The organism is Bauldia sp. (assembly GCF_965232525.1).
Classification (GTDB): Bacteria; Pseudomonadota; Alphaproteobacteria; order Rhizobiales; family Kaistiaceae; genus Bauldia.
In genome coordinates, this window is sequence record NZ_OZ246980.1 from 1,871,708 (window position 1) to 1,887,903 (window position 16,196).

Annotated in this window: 20 protein-coding genes; 7 read left to right on the forward strand and 13 right to left on the reverse strand. The window is 66.5% G+C overall.

Going from position 1 to position 16,196, the window contains the following annotated elements:
- Window positions 1–36 precede the first annotated feature (36 nt).
- Both ACO076_RS08880 and ACO076_RS08885 read left to right on the forward strand, forming a co-directional pair.
- A complete protein-coding gene (locus tag ACO076_RS08880; RefSeq protein WP_421726362.1) occupies window positions 37–924 on the forward strand; it encodes a LysR family transcriptional regulator in 888 nt (295 codons plus the stop codon).
- Between the two features lie 87 nt (window positions 925–1,011).
- Window positions 1,012–1,308, forward strand: coding sequence for a hypothetical protein (locus ACO076_RS08885; RefSeq protein ID WP_421726363.1), 297 nt, complete (start codon window positions 1,012–1,014; stop codon window positions 1,306–1,308).
- Here the strand turns inward: ACO076_RS08885 and ACO076_RS08890 are convergent.
- Window positions 1,245–1,994, reverse strand: coding sequence for a sulfite exporter TauE/SafE family protein (locus tag ACO076_RS08890; RefSeq protein ID WP_421726364.1), 750 nt, complete (start codon window positions 1,992–1,994; stop codon window positions 1,245–1,247). The two genes, ACO076_RS08885 and ACO076_RS08890, sit on opposite strands and share 64 nt — an antisense overlap.
- A gap of 121 nt (window positions 1,995–2,115) precedes the next feature.
- On the opposite strand from ACO076_RS08890, the gene ACO076_RS08895 reads away from it, so the two are divergent.
- The 3 genes from ACO076_RS08895 (at window position 2,116) to ACO076_RS08905 (ending at window position 4,088) form a co-directional block, all read left to right on the forward strand.
- Window positions 2,116–2,901 carry an SDR family NAD(P)-dependent oxidoreductase gene (locus tag ACO076_RS08895; protein ID WP_421726365.1) on the forward strand — a complete coding sequence of 262 codons (786 nt, stop codon included), beginning with the start codon at window positions 2,116–2,118 and terminating at the stop codon, window positions 2,899–2,901.
- Window positions 2,902–3,020: 119 nt separating this feature from the next.
- The gene (locus ACO076_RS08900) at window positions 3,021–3,398 is read left to right on the forward strand and encodes a VOC family protein (RefSeq protein ID WP_421726366.1); all 378 of its coding nucleotides are present in this window, start codon (window positions 3,021–3,023) and stop codon (window positions 3,396–3,398) included.
- 6 nt (window positions 3,399–3,404) lie between these two features.
- Complete coding sequence (locus ACO076_RS08905) at window positions 3,405–4,088, forward strand: helix-turn-helix transcriptional regulator (RefSeq protein ID WP_421726367.1); 684 nt, start codon at window positions 3,405–3,407, stop codon at window positions 4,086–4,088.
- A 15-nt stretch (window positions 4,089–4,103) separates the two neighbouring features.
- Here ACO076_RS08905 and ACO076_RS08910 read toward each other — a convergent pair whose 3' ends face one another.
- Window positions 4,104–4,826, reverse strand: a complete 723-nt coding sequence (locus ACO076_RS08910; protein ID WP_421726368.1) for a DUF1013 domain-containing protein — start codon at window positions 4,824–4,826, stop codon at window positions 4,104–4,106.
- Between the two features lie 128 nt (window positions 4,827–4,954).
- Entirely contained in the window at window positions 4,955–5,965 is a 1,011-nt protein-coding gene (locus ACO076_RS08915; protein ID WP_421726369.1) for an NAD(P)H-quinone oxidoreductase, read from the reverse strand.
- Between the two features lie 113 nt (window positions 5,966–6,078).
- On the opposite strand from ACO076_RS08915, the gene ACO076_RS08920 reads away from it, so the two are divergent.
- Window positions 6,079–6,264 carry a DUF1192 domain-containing protein gene (locus ACO076_RS08920; protein ID WP_421726370.1) on the forward strand — a complete coding sequence of 62 codons (186 nt, stop codon included), beginning with the start codon at window positions 6,079–6,081 and terminating at the stop codon, window positions 6,262–6,264.
- Window positions 6,265–6,574: 310 nt separating this feature from the next.
- Complete coding sequence (locus ACO076_RS08925; protein WP_421726371.1) at window positions 6,575–7,084, forward strand: DUF1465 family protein; 510 nt, start codon at window positions 6,575–6,577, stop codon at window positions 7,082–7,084.
- A 49-nt stretch (window positions 7,085–7,133) separates the two neighbouring features.
- On the opposite strand, the gene rpmE is transcribed toward ACO076_RS08925, so the two are convergent.
- From rpmE to gap, 10 genes are all read right to left on the reverse strand, one after another.
- On the reverse strand, window positions 7,134–7,358 hold the full coding sequence (gene rpmE, locus ACO076_RS08930) for a 50S ribosomal protein L31 (RefSeq protein ID WP_421726372.1): 225 nt from the start codon (window positions 7,356–7,358) through the stop codon (window positions 7,134–7,136).
- 80 nt (window positions 7,359–7,438) lie between these two features.
- Complete coding sequence (locus ACO076_RS08935; protein WP_421726373.1) at window positions 7,439–8,467, reverse strand: peptidoglycan -binding protein; 1,029 nt, start codon at window positions 8,465–8,467, stop codon at window positions 7,439–7,441.
- Window positions 8,467–9,414: a flagellar motor protein MotA gene (locus ACO076_RS08940; RefSeq protein WP_421726702.1), complete on the reverse strand. Its 948-nt coding sequence runs from the start codon at window positions 9,412–9,414 to the stop codon at window positions 8,467–8,469. The genes ACO076_RS08935 and ACO076_RS08940 overlap by 1 nt, the downstream gene beginning before the upstream one ends.
- Window positions 9,415–9,609: 195 nt before the next feature.
- Window positions 9,610–10,401, reverse strand: a complete 792-nt coding sequence (locus ACO076_RS08945; RefSeq protein WP_421726374.1) for an inositol monophosphatase family protein — start codon at window positions 10,399–10,401, stop codon at window positions 9,610–9,612.
- Window positions 10,402–10,485: 84 nt separating this feature from the next.
- Complete coding sequence (locus ACO076_RS08950; protein WP_421726375.1) at window positions 10,486–11,697, reverse strand: tetratricopeptide repeat protein; 1,212 nt, start codon at window positions 11,695–11,697, stop codon at window positions 10,486–10,488.
- Window positions 11,694–12,338: a thiamine phosphate synthase gene (locus ACO076_RS08955; protein WP_421726376.1), complete on the reverse strand. Its 645-nt coding sequence runs from the start codon at window positions 12,336–12,338 to the stop codon at window positions 11,694–11,696. Before ACO076_RS08955 ends, ACO076_RS08950 begins: the two co-directional genes overlap by 4 nt.
- Before the next feature lie 118 nt (window positions 12,339–12,456).
- Window positions 12,457–13,488, reverse strand: coding sequence for a class I fructose-bisphosphate aldolase (locus ACO076_RS08960; protein WP_421726377.1), 1,032 nt, complete (start codon window positions 13,486–13,488; stop codon window positions 12,457–12,459).
- Between the two features lie 14 nt (window positions 13,489–13,502).
- Window positions 13,503–13,955 carry a GNAT family N-acetyltransferase gene (locus ACO076_RS08965; RefSeq protein WP_421726378.1) on the reverse strand — a complete coding sequence of 151 codons (453 nt, stop codon included), beginning with the start codon at window positions 13,953–13,955 and terminating at the stop codon, window positions 13,503–13,505.
- A gap of 2 nt (window positions 13,956–13,957) precedes the next feature.
- A complete protein-coding gene (locus tag ACO076_RS08970) occupies window positions 13,958–15,157 on the reverse strand; it encodes a phosphoglycerate kinase (RefSeq protein WP_421726379.1) in 1,200 nt (399 codons plus the stop codon).
- 13 nt (window positions 15,158–15,170) lie between these two features.
- Window positions 15,171–16,178, reverse strand: coding sequence for a type I glyceraldehyde-3-phosphate dehydrogenase (gap, locus tag ACO076_RS08975; protein ID WP_421726380.1), 1,008 nt, complete (start codon window positions 16,176–16,178; stop codon window positions 15,171–15,173).
- Window positions 16,179–16,196: the final 18 nt, after the last annotated feature.

Genomic DNA, 16,196 nt, shown 5'->3' on the forward strand with positions numbered 1-16,196 from the left:
TTGCACGGAAGGCCGATTTCCGCACAGTTGTTGTGTATGGATGCACAGCGACCAAACTGGGACGACATCCGTATCGCCGCGGCGGTGGCAGAGCACGGGACGTTGAGCGCCGCCGCCGACGTGCTCGGGCTCCATCATGCGACGGTGCTACGCCGCATCAACGCGCTGGAGGAACGCCTGTCCGTGCGGCTCTTTCAGCGGCATTCTCGGGGCTACACACCGACCGACGCCGGTGACATCCTGTTGCAGGTCGCCTCGGCCACGGCCGAACAGTTCGACCTGTTGTCTCATCGCCTGCAAAGTCCCGAGAGGGCCGTGACGGGACGGCTGATCATCACGACACTGCCCGAACTGACCGATGCACTGATCGGGCCGCTTGCCGCCTTCCAGCGTGCGTATCCCGAGACTCGGATCGAGCTCCTGGCCGACAGCCGCCGCCTCCGGCTGGAATATGGCGAGGCGCATATATCGGTCCGCGCCGGGCCAGAGCCGCGCGAGCCGGACAACATCGCCCGTCCGCTGCGCCCCATCGCGGTGACGTTCTTCGCCCATCCCGACTATGTCGCCCGGTTCGGGACACCGGCGCGGCGCGAGGACATCGCCGGCCACAGGTATCTCTCGCTTCTCAATCCCGATCCACGAAACCGGCCGGCGAGCTGGGTCGACGGCAATGTCCCGCACGATCAGATCGTGTTTCGCTGCGGAACGATCCAGGCGATCCGGGGCGCGGCGCTGGCCGGCATAGGGGTCGCGCCGTTGATCGATTGGGATCTTGCGCCCGAACCGGTGTTGGTCCGGCTGTTCCCACCGCCGGAGGACTGGACCGCGTCGCTGTGGCTGGTGACCCACCGCGACAACCACCGCACGCCGAAGGTCCGGGCGATTCATCAGTTTCTGATGCGCGCGCTCGACCCGGCATCCTGAACGCAGGGCGAGGGGAACCGCACTCGTCTTGACAGGGCTCGGTGATGCTCCAATCGTGCCAGCACGCCGACAAAGGAGGCCGCCGTCATGATCCGGTCGACCCTGTTGCGTGTTGTCGTCGCTCTGGGCGTTATGACGCTCCATGCCGCGGGCCTGCGCGCCGCCGACGATGCCGCGGCCATCGAGCAACAGCTCAGGCAGTGGACCGAGGATTTCAACGCCGGTCGGGTTGAAGCCCTGTTCGCCCTGGTCGCCCCCGACCTGATCGCGAACTATCGCGGCCGGCCGGTTCTCGCGCCGGTGGGCCGCCCCGCGTTCGGTCAGACCATGCCGAGCAGGCTCTGGACCACCAGAAACGCGCCGACAACGAACACCAGCACGTAGATCCATTCGTAGAAGATCTTGGGATCGATCCGCTTGACGATCCAGACTCCCAGAATGGTCGCGGGAATGGACAGCGGCAACAGGACAGCCGAGGTCATCAGATTGGCCGGGTTGAACTGGCCGAGGAAGAAATAGGGAACCACCTTCACGCCGTTGACGATGGCGAAGAACACCACCGAGGTCGCCGCGAAAATGCGCGGCTGCAGACGGAGCGGCGCTGCGTAAACCTGGTAGGGCGGGCCGCCGGCGTGGCTGACGAAGCTGGTGAATCCGGCGACGGTTCCCCAGAACAGGCCGCGCGCCGCGGTCGGGCGTGCCGGCGGTGCGTCGCGGCGCCGGAGCCAGTGGTTCAAGGCGAAGGCGACCGATACCGCGCCGACGATCAGCCTGATCTGCCCTTCGCTCACCCACGCGGCGGTGAGCCATCCGACGGTGATGCCGACCAGCGCGCCGGGCAGCAGGGCGGCGAGCATGCGCCAACTCCATTGGCGCCAATAGGAATAGAGCGCGACCATGTCGCTAAGGAGCAGGATCGGCAGGGTGATGCCCGCGGCCTGAACCGGGGAAATGGCGATCGACAGGATCGGGACGGTCAGCAGGCCGAGGACGCTGAAACCGCCCTTAGACAGGCCGAGAATGAGCATGGCCGGAACGGCGGCCGCATAGAACCAGGGATTGTCGATCATGGATTTCTGGATTGGGACGGGCGACCGGACGGCCGAGGTGGGATAATAGTGGATTGCGCATTGGCGCAACACCCGGGGCGGGTCGGTCAATCGTTCAGAGTTTCAGTGGGGAGAAGAGCCGATGCTGCTCGACAACAAGGTCGCCATCGTCACCGGGGCCGCACGGGGAATCGGCTACGCCATCGCCCGGCGCTTTCTGGAAGAAGGCGCGCAGGTGGTGATCGCCGACATCGATGATTCCACCGGACCGAAAGCGGTCGAGGAACTCAGCGTCCTCGGCCCGGTTCGCTTCATCGAATGCGACGTCGGCGAACGGCTCGATGTGCGCAACACCGTGGCGGCGACGATCGATGCCTTCGGCGACATCGACGTCCTGGTCAACAACGCGGCGACGCTGGTCAAGGCCGACTTCCTCGAAGTCGACGAGGCGGACTTCGACAATGTGCTCCGGGTGAACCTCAAGGGCGCATTCCTGTGCGGGCAGGCGGTGGCCCGGCATATGGTCGACCGGATCGCCGAGGGCGGGACTCCAGGGGCGATCGTCAACCTGTCGTCGGTGAACGAGATATTCGCGATCGCCAACCAGGTCCCCTACACGGTGTCCAAGGGCGGTGTCGGGCAACTGACCAAGGTGATGGCTCTGGCGCTGGCCCCGCACGGCATTCGCGTCAACGCCGTCGGTCCCGGTTCGATCGCCACCGAGTTGCTGGAAACGACACTGGCCGACGACGATGCGCGGCAACGGATTCTGTCGCGAACCCCGCTCGGCCGGATCGGCGAACCGAAGGAAATCGCCGCGGTCGTGGCCTTTCTCGCCTCCGACGAGGCGAGCTACATCACCGGCCAGACAATCTACGCGGACGGCGGCCGTCTGCCGTTGAATTACACCGTGCCGGTGACCGAGTAGGATCGAAATCCGCGCCACGGCGGATCGCCAAACGGGGCTTTCACCCTCCCGCCGTTTCCTGACAGAATGCTGTCAGGAGGGGTGTGCGACCTTCGCGTCGTCAACCACAGGAGGGACGCATGTCCAAGTTCACACCACCTAACTTCGCGGTCTGGTTCGAAATCCCGGTCAGCGACATGGCACGCGCCAAGACATTCTACAACACGGTGCTTCAGACCGAGCTGAAGGAAGACGACACGGGTCCGAACCCGATGGCGATGTTCGTCGCCGAGGACGAGAAAAGCAGCGTTGCCGGCCACCTCTATCCCGGCAAATCGTCGGCGGACGGCACCGGTAACACCATCCATCTGGCGTCTCCGGATCCGCTTGAGGCGGCGCTCGACCGGGTGCGCGAGAGCGGCGGCAAGGTGATCAGCGATATCTTTACCATCCCCGCCGGGCGTTTCGCTTATTGCACCGACCCGGACGGCAATAGCATCGGCCTGTTCGGCCGCTGATCGACGATGCGGCGCGCCGATCGCCTTTTCGAGATTATCCAGCGTCTGCGCGGTGGCCGTCTGGTTACCGCGCAGCGCCTCGCCGAGTCCCTCGAGGTCTCGGTCCGCACCGTCTATCGCGACATCCGCGACCTCCAGACCTCAGGCGTGCCGATCGACGGCGCGGCCGGGGTCGGCTACCTGTTGCGGCCGGGCTATCACCTGCCGCCGCTGATGTTCATGCCAGCGGAAATCGAGGCGCTGATCGTCGGGGCGCGCATGGTCGAGGCCTGGGCCGGGCGATCGCTCGCCAACGCGGCCACCGAAGCCCTGGTCAAGATCGGGGCGGTGGTGCCGGCGGACCGGATGCGGGCCGCGGAGAATGTCCCGATCTTCGCTCATGGCTTCCGCGTCCAGGAAGCGGAGCGGCGCAACCTCGACGACTTCGCCAGCGCCATCGACGAGCGGCTCAAGGTCCGCTTCGCCTATCAGGACGCGACCGGTGGCGGCAGCGAACGGACCGTCTGGCCGCTCGCCCTGCATTTTTGGGGCAAGGTGTGGACGCTGGCGGCGTGGTGCGAGCTGCGCGACGATTTCCGCACTTTTCGGGTCGACCGCGCAGAGGCGGTCAACCTCGGCGACGATCGCTTCCCGCGTGTTCCCGGCCGGACGCTTGAGGATTATCTCGCCCGGATGACCCATGAAGCCTAGGCGCGTGTCGCCACGTCAGGCGTCGTCTTCGGCGCTCGGTTCCGGCCCTTTCAGCGACTTCAGCTTGGCGAAAACCGCGTCGGCTTCGATGTCGGCTTCCTCGCCGCGATCGGGCTCGGCAGCCGGCGACGCCGGTTCCACCGGCTCGGCCGGCGCAATGGCGGTCTCGGCCGCCGGCAACAGGGTGGCGCCTTCTTCAGCCTGAGGCTCGGCCGGCGCGTCCTTGGCGGCCTTCTCGACTTCCATGTCGAGGTCGAGCTGGGCGCAAAGGCCAAGGGTCACCGGGTCGAGCGGCGTCAGGTTGTTGGCGTTCCAGTGGGTCCGGTTGCGGATCGATTCGATCGTCGGCTTGGTGGTTCCGACCAGTCGCATGATCTGGGCATCCTTGAGCTCCGGATGGTTACGCAGGAGCCAGAGGATGGCGTTCGGCCGGTCCTGTCGGCGCGACACCGGCGTATAGCGCGGGCCTTTGCGCTTGGCGACCGGCACCCGCACCTTGTTCTCCGACCGCTTGAGGCGGTACTCCGAATCGTTCTGGCCCTTTTCGATCTCCTCACGCGTCAATTGACCGGTAAGGATCGGGTCGACCCCCTTGATCGACATGGCGGCTTCGCCATCGGCGATCGCGGCGACTTCCAGGGGATGGAGCCGGCAGAAGTGGGCGATCTGATCGAAGGTGAGCGCAGTATTGTCGACCAGCCATACGGCGGTCGCCTTGGGCATCAACGGCGTGTTCATAGACCTCTCCCGCTGCTTCGCCGTCCCGGCGAAGGCTTTGTCCACATTCGAATGAAAGGGGATGGCCGGGTATATAGGCCGCCATGGCTAGCGTGGCAATCCGCGTCGTGGCCATTGCCCGGTCAGCCTCAATCGTCGGCGACGGTCAGCACGATCCGGCCGATGTGGTCGCCAGCATCCATCCGCTCGTGAGCATCGACGGCGCGGGCGAGCGGATAGGTGGAGCCGATCACCGGGGCGATCCGCCGTGCCTCGAACAGCGGCCAGATTTTCTCGTGAAGCGTGGTGGCGATGCGCGCCTTGAAGGCGACCGACTGGGGCCGGAGCGTCGATCCGGTATGCCATAGCCGCTTCATCATCAGCCGGCGGATGTCGACTTCGGCGCGGGCGCCGTGCTGCACGGCGATCTGAACGATGCGCGCCTCGACCGCGGCGGCCTCGTAGTTGCGATTGACGTAGTCGCCGCCGATCATGTCGAGAATGACATTGGCGCCGAGGCCGCCGGTCTCCGCCTTGACGATCTCGACGAAATCCTGGGTCTTGTAGTTGATGGCAACGTCGGCGCCGAGCTTGCGGCAGGTGTCGCACTTCTCCGGCGTGCCTGCGGTGACGATGACCCGGGCGCCGGCGACCTTGGCCAGCTGGATCGCGCTGGTGCCGATCCCCGACGCGCCGCCGTGGATCAGGATCGTGTCGCCAACCGAAAGCTGCCCGCGCTCCATGATGCTCGGCCAGATGGTGAAGTAGGTCTCGGGGACCGCCGCCGCCTCGCGCATGGTGAAACCCTTGGGGATCGGCAGGGCGTTCGATTCATGCACTTTGGCGTATTCGGCATAGCCGCCGCCGGGAAGCAGGGCGCAGACGGCCTCGCCCGGCGCGAAGCGGCTCGCGCCCGCGCCGAGGCCCACCACGGTGCCGGCGACTTCAAGACCGGGGATGTCCGCCGGCGCCCCGGGAGGCGGCGGATATTGGCCGCGCCGCTGCATGATGTCGGGCCGGTTGACCCCCGCCGCCTGAACCTTGACCAGCAGTTCGCCGTCTCCCGGTTGCGGCAGCGGACGCGATTCGGGAACCAGCATCTCCGGACCGCCGGGCGCGCGGATGACGATTGCCGTCATGGAGTCGGGGAGGGCGGCCATGGATATCCTCGGTTTGGCTTGATCTCGCCCGATCTAGCGGTTCGCCGGCCTCATGACAATCGTGACGGGCGACGCTAGATTTCCGCGCGGGGACGAACGGGGAGGCGACGGCGATGCACGACGAAGATCAACCGAAATCGACGCCACGTCACGCGATCGGCGAAGACCTGGCGCCGTTGTCGCTGGAGGAGCTCGCGGATCGCATCGCGCTGCTCCAGGATGAGATCGCGCGCATCGAGGCGGCCATCGCCGCCAAGCGCGACAGCGCGGATGTCGCCGATTCGTTCTTCAAGCGCTAGCCGCCCGGCGACTGCCAGGGCGGTGTCCACGAAAAAACAGCGCCTTGGCCGGGGTTCGGTACAAGTTCTATTAACCGATTAACCTAACCTTAAGCTTTACGGGTGTTTACTCTCAGTCATCCAGTCATCTGGATTCGAGTGGCTCCTGCCACTCTGTTTGACGCCTCCCTGTACAAGACTTCAAGAGCCGTGCATCCCACGGCTCTTTTTTTCGTGCTTGCACACCCGCGCCGACCATGAGACCACCGGTTTTGGGGCCACGTTGCGTCGCCGTTCGCGGCCGGCGGCCAAAAACGGACGAATGGTTGGCATGGCCGAAAGACAGCAGGGCGCCGGTACCCCGATCCCATTCACCCGACGCCTGGTCGGGTCCGAGGCGTTTCTGACGCTGTTTCGCGAAGGGATGACTCTGGTCGAGGAAACCGCCGATTATCTCGACGGCGATGGTCGCGCGGAGTCTCGGCGGCTCAGCCGGGTCGGTGCACTCGCCTATGCGACCGAATCGATGCGGCTCACCACCCGGCTGATGCAGGTGGCGTCGTGGCTGCTTCTGCAGCGGGCGGTGAACGACGGCGAGATGTCGGCCGAGCGGGCGAATGCCGAGAAATCCAAGGTCAAGCTCACCGGTCTCGCGACGGCGACGGAAGGAGCCGGCTGGGACGCTCTGCCGGCAACTCTGCAGGATCTCATCGTGCGCTCACTCCGCCTTCAGGCGCGGGTGCGGCGGCTCGAGGCCGGCGAGGGCGAAGCCGTCGGCGACAATCCGGTTGCCCGCCAGATCGGCGCGATCGAACGGGCCTTCGCTATCGCGGGCAAATGAAAAGGGCCCCGAAGGGCCCTTTGTTCACTTCGATAACCGGTGAGACCGGTCAGTTCCCCATCAGGCCCTTGTAGCGGTTCTTGAACCGCGAGACGCGGCCGCCACGGTCGACCAGATGCTGGCCGCCGCCGGTCCAGGCCGGGTGGGTCTTGGGGTCGATATCAAGGGTCAGGGTGTCGCCCTCGGCACCATAGGTGGAGCGGGTGACGTATTCGGTCCCGTCGGTCATCACGACCTTGATCTCGTGATAGTCGGGGTGGATGTCTTTTTTCATGGCAACGGCCTTGGAAGCTGTGGGCGCCGCAATCCGCGCGCCGGGTCGGGCGTGGATATAGCGAAGCGGAGCGCGTCCGTCTAGCGTTCGGTGAGTTTGAGCTCGATCCGACGGTTGCGGGCGAAGTCGTCGTCGGTCTCGCCGTCCTCGATCGGCTGGAACTCGCCGAACCCGGCGGCAACCAGTCGATCCGGCGGAATTCCCTCGTCGATCAGGTAGCTGACCACCGAAATCGCTCGTGCGGCGGAGAGGTCCCAGTTGGAATCGAAACGCCCGCTGGTGATCGGCCGCTTGTCGGTATGGCCGTCGATGCGCAGCACCCATGGAATATCTTCCGGGATCTCCTGGTTCAGTTCGACGATCGCCTCGGCGAGCTTCTCAAGCTCGGTCAGACCCTCGGTGCCGACCTCGTCCGAGCCGGTCTCGAAGAACACCTCCGACTGGAAGACGAAGCGGTCGCCGACGATTTCGATGTCCGGCCGGTCGCCGAGAATTTCGCGGAGACGCCCGAAGAAATCGGAACGGTAGCGCGAAAGCTCCTGGACCCGCTGGGCGAGGGCGACGTTCAGCCGCCGGCCGAGATCGGCGATCCGGGTTTGGCTTTCCCGATCACGCGCCTCCGAGGCGTCGAGCGCGTCTTCCAATGCCGCGATCTGCCGGCGGAGGGCGGAGATCTGCTGGTTGAGGAGCTCGACCTGCGCCAACGCCCGCTGGCTGACCTCGGTCTCGTCGTCCAGTTCCGCGGTCAACTGCGCCACGCGATCGCCGGCGTTGAGGGCGGCGTCGGACTGGTTGTCGAGCAGCCCCTGCAGCCGGTCGCGCTCCGACTCGGCGGCGAACAGGCTCGCCTGCAGCGTCGCGAGGTTCTCGGTCACCTCGCTCTGGCCAGCGCGTTCCAGCGCGAGCAGCTCGGTCAGTTCGGCGATCTGGGCGTTCAGCCGGTTGAGCACCTCGTCGCGGCTCGACACCTCCTGGGTCAGCAGAAACTGCACCAGCGCGAAAATCGACAGGAGGAAGATGAACACCAGCAGCAGGTTGGTGAGAACGTCGACGAAGCTCGGCCAGTACTCCGTGCGCCCCGGCCGTCGCGCGCGCAGCGTTGCTGCCATCACTCACCCGCCGGGTTCTGGAGCGCCCGTGAAATCGTCTCCAGCAGTTGCTGCATGTCGCGCTGCTGTTCCGACTGGGTCTCGACCCAACCGCGGATCACCTGCTGTTCGCTGCGCATGTGCTGGACCAGACCCTGGATGCCCTCGGCGAGATTGGCCATCGCGGTGGTCGCCCGCTGGGTCGAGCCGCCGTCCTGGCCGCCCTCCTGAATCGCTCGCGATAATCGCTCGATGGCCGCGCGGATATCCTCGGTGGTGGACGCGCCGCGGCTGTCCATCAGTTCCGGATCGAGGTCGGTGACGGTCGACAGCCAGTCCTCAAGGTCGTTGTAGAACATGTTCTGGGCCTGGCCGGCCTGAAGGTCGAGAAAGCCAAGCACCAGCGAGCCGGCGAGACCGAACAGCGAGGACGAGAAAGCGGTGCCCATGCCGCCAAGCGGGTCGGTCAGCCCGGCCTTCAGTTCCTCGAAGATGACGCCGGTGCTGCCCGACGAAACGTCGAGGTTCTGGATCGTGTTGGCGACCGCCGAGACGGTCTGCAGCAGGCCCCAGAACGTGCCGAGCAGGCCGAGGAAGATGAGCAGGCTGACAAGATACCGCGACATGTCGCGGTCCTCGTCGAGCCGCATCAGGATCGAATCGAGGATCGAGCGCATGGTCTGGGTCGAGATCGCCATCCGGCCGATCCGGTCGCCGAGCAGGGTCGCCATCGGCGCCAGCAGGACCGGCGGCCGGTCGACCTCAAGGCCAGGCTCGGCGATGCGGAAGGTGTTGACCCAGCGGATCTCGGGGAACAGGCGCAGGACCTGCCGGAAGGACAGCAGGATGCCGATGATCAGGACCGCGACGATCACGCCGTTGAGGCCGGGATTGGCAAGGAACGCCTGATAAATCTGGCGCCAGAGGATCAAAGCGATAAAGCCGGTGATGACCAGGAAGATGATCATCCGCCACAGATAAATCTGCGGGGTGGCGAGCTTGTACGGATCGTACTCGCGCGCGCGGCCTCGTCCGAATAGACGCAAGATTCTAAGCCCTTTCTCGATCCTCGCGATACTTAACGTGATTTGCGAGCAGAGAGAAACGGCAAAATCGCGGCGTTCGGCCGATCAGGTGCCCGAGGCGATCGGGAGGGACAGCGGTTATGACGGTTCGGACAAGAAGCCGAGAAGCTGGCGGTGCACGGTTTCGTTGCCGGCGACCACGCCGCCGCCATCGAGCATCGTGTCGCCGCCGCTCGCATCGGTGACGATGACGCCGGCCTCGCGGGCGATGACGATCCCGGCGGCGACGTCCCAGGGGCTCACCATGTGTTGCCAGTAGCCGTCGTAGCGTCCCGCCGCGGTCCAGGCGAGGTCGGTCGCAGCCGAGCCGAGGCGGCGCACCGCCGCGACATTACGTATCACCGCGCGCAGTTCGCCGAGGTACTCGTCCTGGCCAGGGCGATGGAGCTGGGGCATGCCGGTGCCGATGACGAAGGTGGTCGGGTCGCTGCGGCGGGCAGCGCGCAGACGCCGGTCGTTGAGGAAGGCGCCGGCGCCGCGCTCGGCGACGAACAGCTCGTTCATGATCGGGTTGTAGATCACACCCGCCACCATAACGCCCTCCCGTTCGAGGCCGATGGAGATGGCGAAGAGCGGAATGCCGTGCAGGAAATTGGTGGTGCCGTCCAGCGGGTCGATGATCCAGCGGTGGGATGTGTCGGAGCCTTCGGTGGTGCCGGACTCCTCGGCGAGAACGCTGTAGGTCGGTCGCGCCTTGGCCAGTTCGCCGATGATTACCTCTTCGGCCCGCTTGTCGGCGGCCGAGACGAAATCACCGGGGCCCTTGACCGACACCTGGAGGTTTTCGACCTCGCCGAAATCGCGCGCCAGGCCGCGGCCGGCCTTGAGCGCTGCATTGACCATGACATTGAGAAGCGCCGTGCGCGCCATGCGAGACCTCCGCGCCGCACTGCGCGGCCGGGCCGTGTCCACCATACTTCCCGCGCGGTTTCAAGCGGTCGGCGGAGGGCGGGGTCAGTCGGCCGGCCAGCGTTGCGCGGCGGCCACGGCTGCCTGCCGCTGATCTCCGGTCAGTCCATCGACGAAGGCGTCGAGCCAGTCGTCGCGCTTGCCGGCGTCGGAGGCGAGGAAATGCCATTTGGCCGCATCGACCGGATCGGCGGGCTGTCCGGCGCCGATCGCCAGCATGCGGGCAAGCCGATTCTGGGCGATGGGATCGCCGGCGTTGGCGGCGCGCTCGAACCATTGGGAGGCGGCGGTATCGTCCCTGGCGATGCCCTGGCCATTGGCAAGGCGGATCGCGTATTCCACCTGGGCCGGGACGACGCCGAGCCGCGCTGCCGAGCCGAGCCACCGTGCCGCGGCGTCGTCGTCGACGGGTACGCCAAGCCCTTGCGCATAGATCTGAGCGAGCGCGTACTGGGCGTCGGGATTGCCCGCCTCGGCGGAGCGCCGCATATAAGCGGCCGCCACGTCCGGGTTCCGCGGCCGGACCTCGCCCTCTAGATGAAACAGGCCGAGATTGTACATCGCGTCGACCTGGCCCTGCCGCGCCGCCTGTTCGAAGAGGTCCGCGGCCTGCGACCGGTCGAGATCGGTTCCGCGGCCCTGGAGGTGCATAAGGCCGAGAGCGAACTGGGCTTCGCGGTCGCCGGCGGTGGCAGCAAGCTGATACCAGGCGAAGGCGTCGGGCAGGCTTTGGGGCACGCCGTAGCCGCCTTCGTAGATGAGGCCGATCAGCGTCTGAGCGGCGGTGTCGCCCTGTTCCGCCCGCAGGATCGCCAGCTCGAACGCGGTGAGATAGAGGCCACGCTGGAAGGCGCCATAGGCGCGATCGGGCCCGCTCGGCGGCCCTGGCGGCGCCCTCAACGCCAGATCGCCCGCGTTGTCGACCGGCTCGGTGGCCCCGTCGCCGCTGTCGAGATCGGTCGGTAGCGGCGCGGCGTCGAAGCCAGTGCTCGGCAAGGTTGGCGTATCGGGTCCCCGGAGGGCGGTGGCCTGCTGCGGCCTTAGCCGCGGCAACGGGACCGCCACGGCGGGCAGGGCGATGGCCGGCGCGGCTGTCGTCGGGGCAGTGACGGCCGGCGGCGGGACGACCGGCGTCTCCGGTGGTGGTGCGGGGATCGCTTCCAACCCCGGTGGGGTCAGTACGATCGGGTTGTCCTGGCCAAGCGCGGCCGGAAGGGCGGCGAGGATCACCACGGCGGCAAGGGCGGCGGGTCTCATTGGGCCGCTTCCCCGACCCGGACCAGGGCCTTGTTCGCTGCTGCGACCGCGGCGGCCGGCCCGGCCGGATCGGTCCATACCGCGTCCCGCAACGCGACGAATTCGATGCCGATATTGGCCGCTTCCGACACCGAGGTCGGGGTGCGCCCGCCCATCACCATCGCAGGCACGACGAAGATCGACGACCACCACGCCGCCATGTCGAGCGCCTTGGGGAAAATGGCGTCGTCACGGTCGCCATCGAGCAAACCGAAGAAGACATAGTCCGGATCGGCTTCGCCGGCGGTCATCGCCTGGTGGCGGTCCTTCAAGCCACCAACACCGACGATACGACCCGGCGGCAACGCCTCAACGACAGCGGCCGCGCCTTCGGCGCCCTGATCGTGGTGAACGCCGTCGGCACCGATCCGTTCGGCGACCTCGCGGTCGTTCTGAACCAGGACCGCGGCGCCCTCGGCCTGGGCGATCGGTACCGCCGCGGCGGCCATCGCCGCCAGTTCGCCGCCGCTGCCGGCGACAATCACCGCGGCAACGTCTCCGCCGCCAAGGGCGTCGCGGAGAAGCGGCGCGAACACGACCGGATCAGCGCCGGCGGGAACCACCAGGCAAAGACGGCAGCGATCGTCGTCCGTGTCAGGCATGGCTTTCTCCGCGGCCTCCTCGGTCGCCCGCGGTCATATGTATTGGCTTAGTCGGCTCCGGTTAAGATATTCGCACCCAAGCCTTCCGGAAAGTCTACGCCAATACAAGCCCTTGCGGCTACGCGGCCTGTTTCTCCGCGTCCGGTGTCCACGATCCGGCCGCCGCGAGGCTGTTCATGCGGGCGCGATGGAGGAACGCGCGCTGGGCGGCCGGCACGTTCTCGACCTTCCCCTGCCACGCGTTCAGCGCGGCGGCCTGGAGAGCCCGGCCGTAGGAGAAAGTGACTGCCCAGGGCAGTGGGCCGAGGTCGTTGATCAGGCTGAGATGCTCGGTCGCCTGCTCGTCGCTCTGGCCGCCGGAGAGGAACGCAATGCCCGGCACCGCGGTCGGCACACAGTTCTTCAGGACCCGGACCGTCTTCTCCGCCACCGCCTGTGGCGACGCCTGGTCGGCGGCGTTCTTGCCGGGGACGACCATGTTGGGCTTGAGCACGATGCCTTCGAGACGAACACCGGCGAAGTAGAGCTCCATGAAGACGGTCTTCAGGACCCATTCGGTGATGTCGTAATTGGTGTCGATGTCATGGCTGGCATCGGGGCCGTCCATCAGCACTTCCGGCTCGACGATCGGCACGATCCCCGCTTCCTGGCAGAGCGCCGCGTAGCGGGCGAGCGCATGGGCGTTGGCGCTGATGCAAGGATAGGTCGGACGCTTGTCGCCGATATCGATGACCGCGCGCCATTTGGCGAAACGGGCGCCGAGATCATAGTACTCGGCCAGCCGTTCGCGCAGGCCGTCGAGCCCTTCTGTGATCTTCTCGTTCGGCCGCAGGGCAAGCGGCTTGGCGCCGGTGTCGACCTTGATACCCGGGACCGCGCCGGTGCCGGCGATGATGTCGACCAGCGGCGTACCGTCGGCGGCCGACTGGCGGATCGTTTCGTCATAAAGGATCACGCCGGAGATGTAGTTGCGCATCGCCTCGTCGCTGCGGAACAGCATCTCGCGATAGTCGCGACGGGTGTCGGCGGTCGACTCGACGCCGATGGTGTCGAAGCGCTTGGTGATGGTGCCGGTGCTTTCGTCGGCGGCGAGGATCCCCTTGTCCCCGGTGACCATCCGGGCGGCGATGTCTTCCAGTGTTTCGGCCATTCTGTTCCCCTTGTTCACAGCATCTTGCGATATTGGATGAAGCCGGTCCGCGATGCGATCCTGTCGTAGAGCGCGCGGGCGGCGTGGTTGTCTTCCTGGGTCAGCCAATAGACGCGCCCCGCGCCGGCCTCAAGGGCTCGCGCATAGACCGCCTCGATCAGCGCCCGTCCCAGGCCGCCGCCACGGGCGTCTTCGGCGACAAACAGATCCTGAAGATAGCAATAGTCGCTGCGCGTCCAAAACGATCGATGGAAGAGACAGTGGGCGATGCCCTTGAGGTCGCCGTCGACAGTCGCGCCGAGCGCGAACATCGGTTCGTGCGGATCGTTGAGCCGTGCCCAAGCGATGTCGGTGTCGTCCGGCGATTGCGCAGCGTCGTAGAAACCGAGATAGCCGTGCCACAGCATCGCCCACGCCGGCCGGTCCTCCTGGCGGAGCGGGCGGATCGCGAGGTCGGCGGGCGGCATGCCTATCGATCGCGCCGGAGAACCTCGACACCCGGCAGGGCCTTGCCTTCGAGCCACTCCAGGAAGGCGCCGCCGGCGGTGGAAATCGAGCCGAAGCGTTCGGCCGCGCCGGCGTGATGGAGCGCGGCCACCGTTTCGCCGCCGCCGGCCACCGAGTTCAGCCCGGCGGTCTGGGTGCGGTCGGCGGCGTGGCGGGCCACGGCGACGGTCGCTGCGTCGAACGGCGGCACCTCGAACGCGCCGAGCGGTCCGTTCCAGACCAGCGTCCGTGCCCGGTTGATCCAGCTCTCGACGGTGGCGATCGATTTCGGCCCGATGTCGAGGATCATCTGGTCGTCGGGCACCGCGTCGATGTCGACTACCTGGCTGTCGATACCGGGCTCCAGTCCAACGGCAACCACCGCGTCGACCGGCAGAACGATCTCGCAGCCGGCCTTGTCGGCGGCCGCCATGATCCGCCTGGCGGTCTCGACCAGGTCTGGTTCGGCCAGCGAGCGGCCGATCAACACGCCCTTGGCGAGCAGGAAGGTGTTGGCCATGCCGCCGCCGATCACCAGAGCATCGACCTTGCCGGTCAGGTTCTCCAGGACATCGATCTTGCTCGACACCTTGGCGCCGCCGATGACGGCGACCACCGGGCGCTCCGGATGGGCGAGCGCCGATTCCAGCGACTCGATCTCCTTCTGCATCGCGCGACCGGCATAGGCCGGAAGCCGGTGGGCCAGTCCCTCGGTCGAAGCATGGGCCCTGTGCGAGGCGGAGAAGGCGTCATCGACGTAGAGATCGCCCAGTTCGGCGATCGCCGCGACGAGCTCGGGGTCGTTCTTCTCCTCGCCGGCGTGGAAGCGGGTATTTTCGAGCAGTACGATCTCGCCGTCCTTCATCGCGTCGACCGCCGCTTTCGCGGTCTCGCCAATCGTCGCCGGCGTGAAGCCAACCGGGCGGCCGAGCACCTCTGTCACTGCAGCGACCACCGGTTCGAGCGACATATCCGGATTGGGCTGACCCTTGGGGCGGCCGAAATGGGCAAGCAGGATCACCCGCCCGCCCTTGTCGGCGATTTCGGCGATGGTCGGCGCCACCGCACGAATGCGGGTGTCGTCGCTGACCGCGCCGGCGGTCATCGGCACATTGAGATCGACCCGGCAAAGCACCCGCTTGCCGGCGAGCTCCGCGTCGTCGAGGGTCTTGAAGGCAGCCATTTGCGGCCTCTCGTCAGAGCTTGCCCATCGCGACGGCGGTGTCGGCCATGCGGTTCGAGAAGCCCCACTCGTTGTCGTACCAGGCGACGACCCGAACGAAGGTGCCCTCCATGACCTTGGTCTGGTCGATGGCGAAGGTGGAGGAGTGGGGGTCGTGGTTGAAGTCCATCGAGACCAGCTTCTCCTCGGTGAAGCCGAGGATGCCGGAAAGCCGGTTCGACGCGGCCGCTTCCTTCACCGCGTTGTTGACCTCATCGACGGTCGTCGGCCGGCTGGCAACGAACTTGAAGTCGACCAGCGACACGTTCGGCGTGGAGACGCGCAGCGCCGTGCCGTCGAGCTTGCCGTTCAGTTCCGGCAGGACCAGACCGACGGCCTTGGCGGCGCCGGTCGATGTTGGGATGATGTTGAGCGCCGCGGCGCGAGCCCGGTAGAGATCTTTGTGCAGCGTATCCAGCGTCGGCTGGTCGCCGGTGTAGGAGTGCACGGTGGTCATGAAGCCGTGTTCGATGCCAACCGTCTGCTGCATCACATGGGCGACCGGCGCGAGGCAGTTGGTCGTGCACGAGGCGTTGGACACGACGATGTCGTCGCTGGTCAGCTGCTCGTCGTTGACGCCGAAGACGATGGTCTTGTCGGCGCCGCTCGCCGGCGCGGAGACCAGCACGCGTTTGGCGCCGGCTTCGAGATGGGCGGAGGCCTTTTCCTTCGAGTTGAAGACGCCGGAGCACTCCAGCGCGATATCGACGTTGAGCTCCTTCCAGGGGAGTTCGGCCGGGTTGCGGATGGCAGTCACCTTGATCGGTCCGCGCCCGACATCCATCGTGTCGCCGTCGACCGTCACGGTATGCGGGAACTTGCCGTGCACCGAGTCATGGCGCAGCAGATGAGCGTTGGTCTCGATCGGACCGAGGTCGTTGACCCCGACGACTTCGATATCCTTGCGATCGGATTCGATGATCGCGCGCAGAACCAGACGGCCGATGCGTCCGAACCCGTTGATGGCAACCCTGACGGTCATGTCGTTCTCTCCACTCAC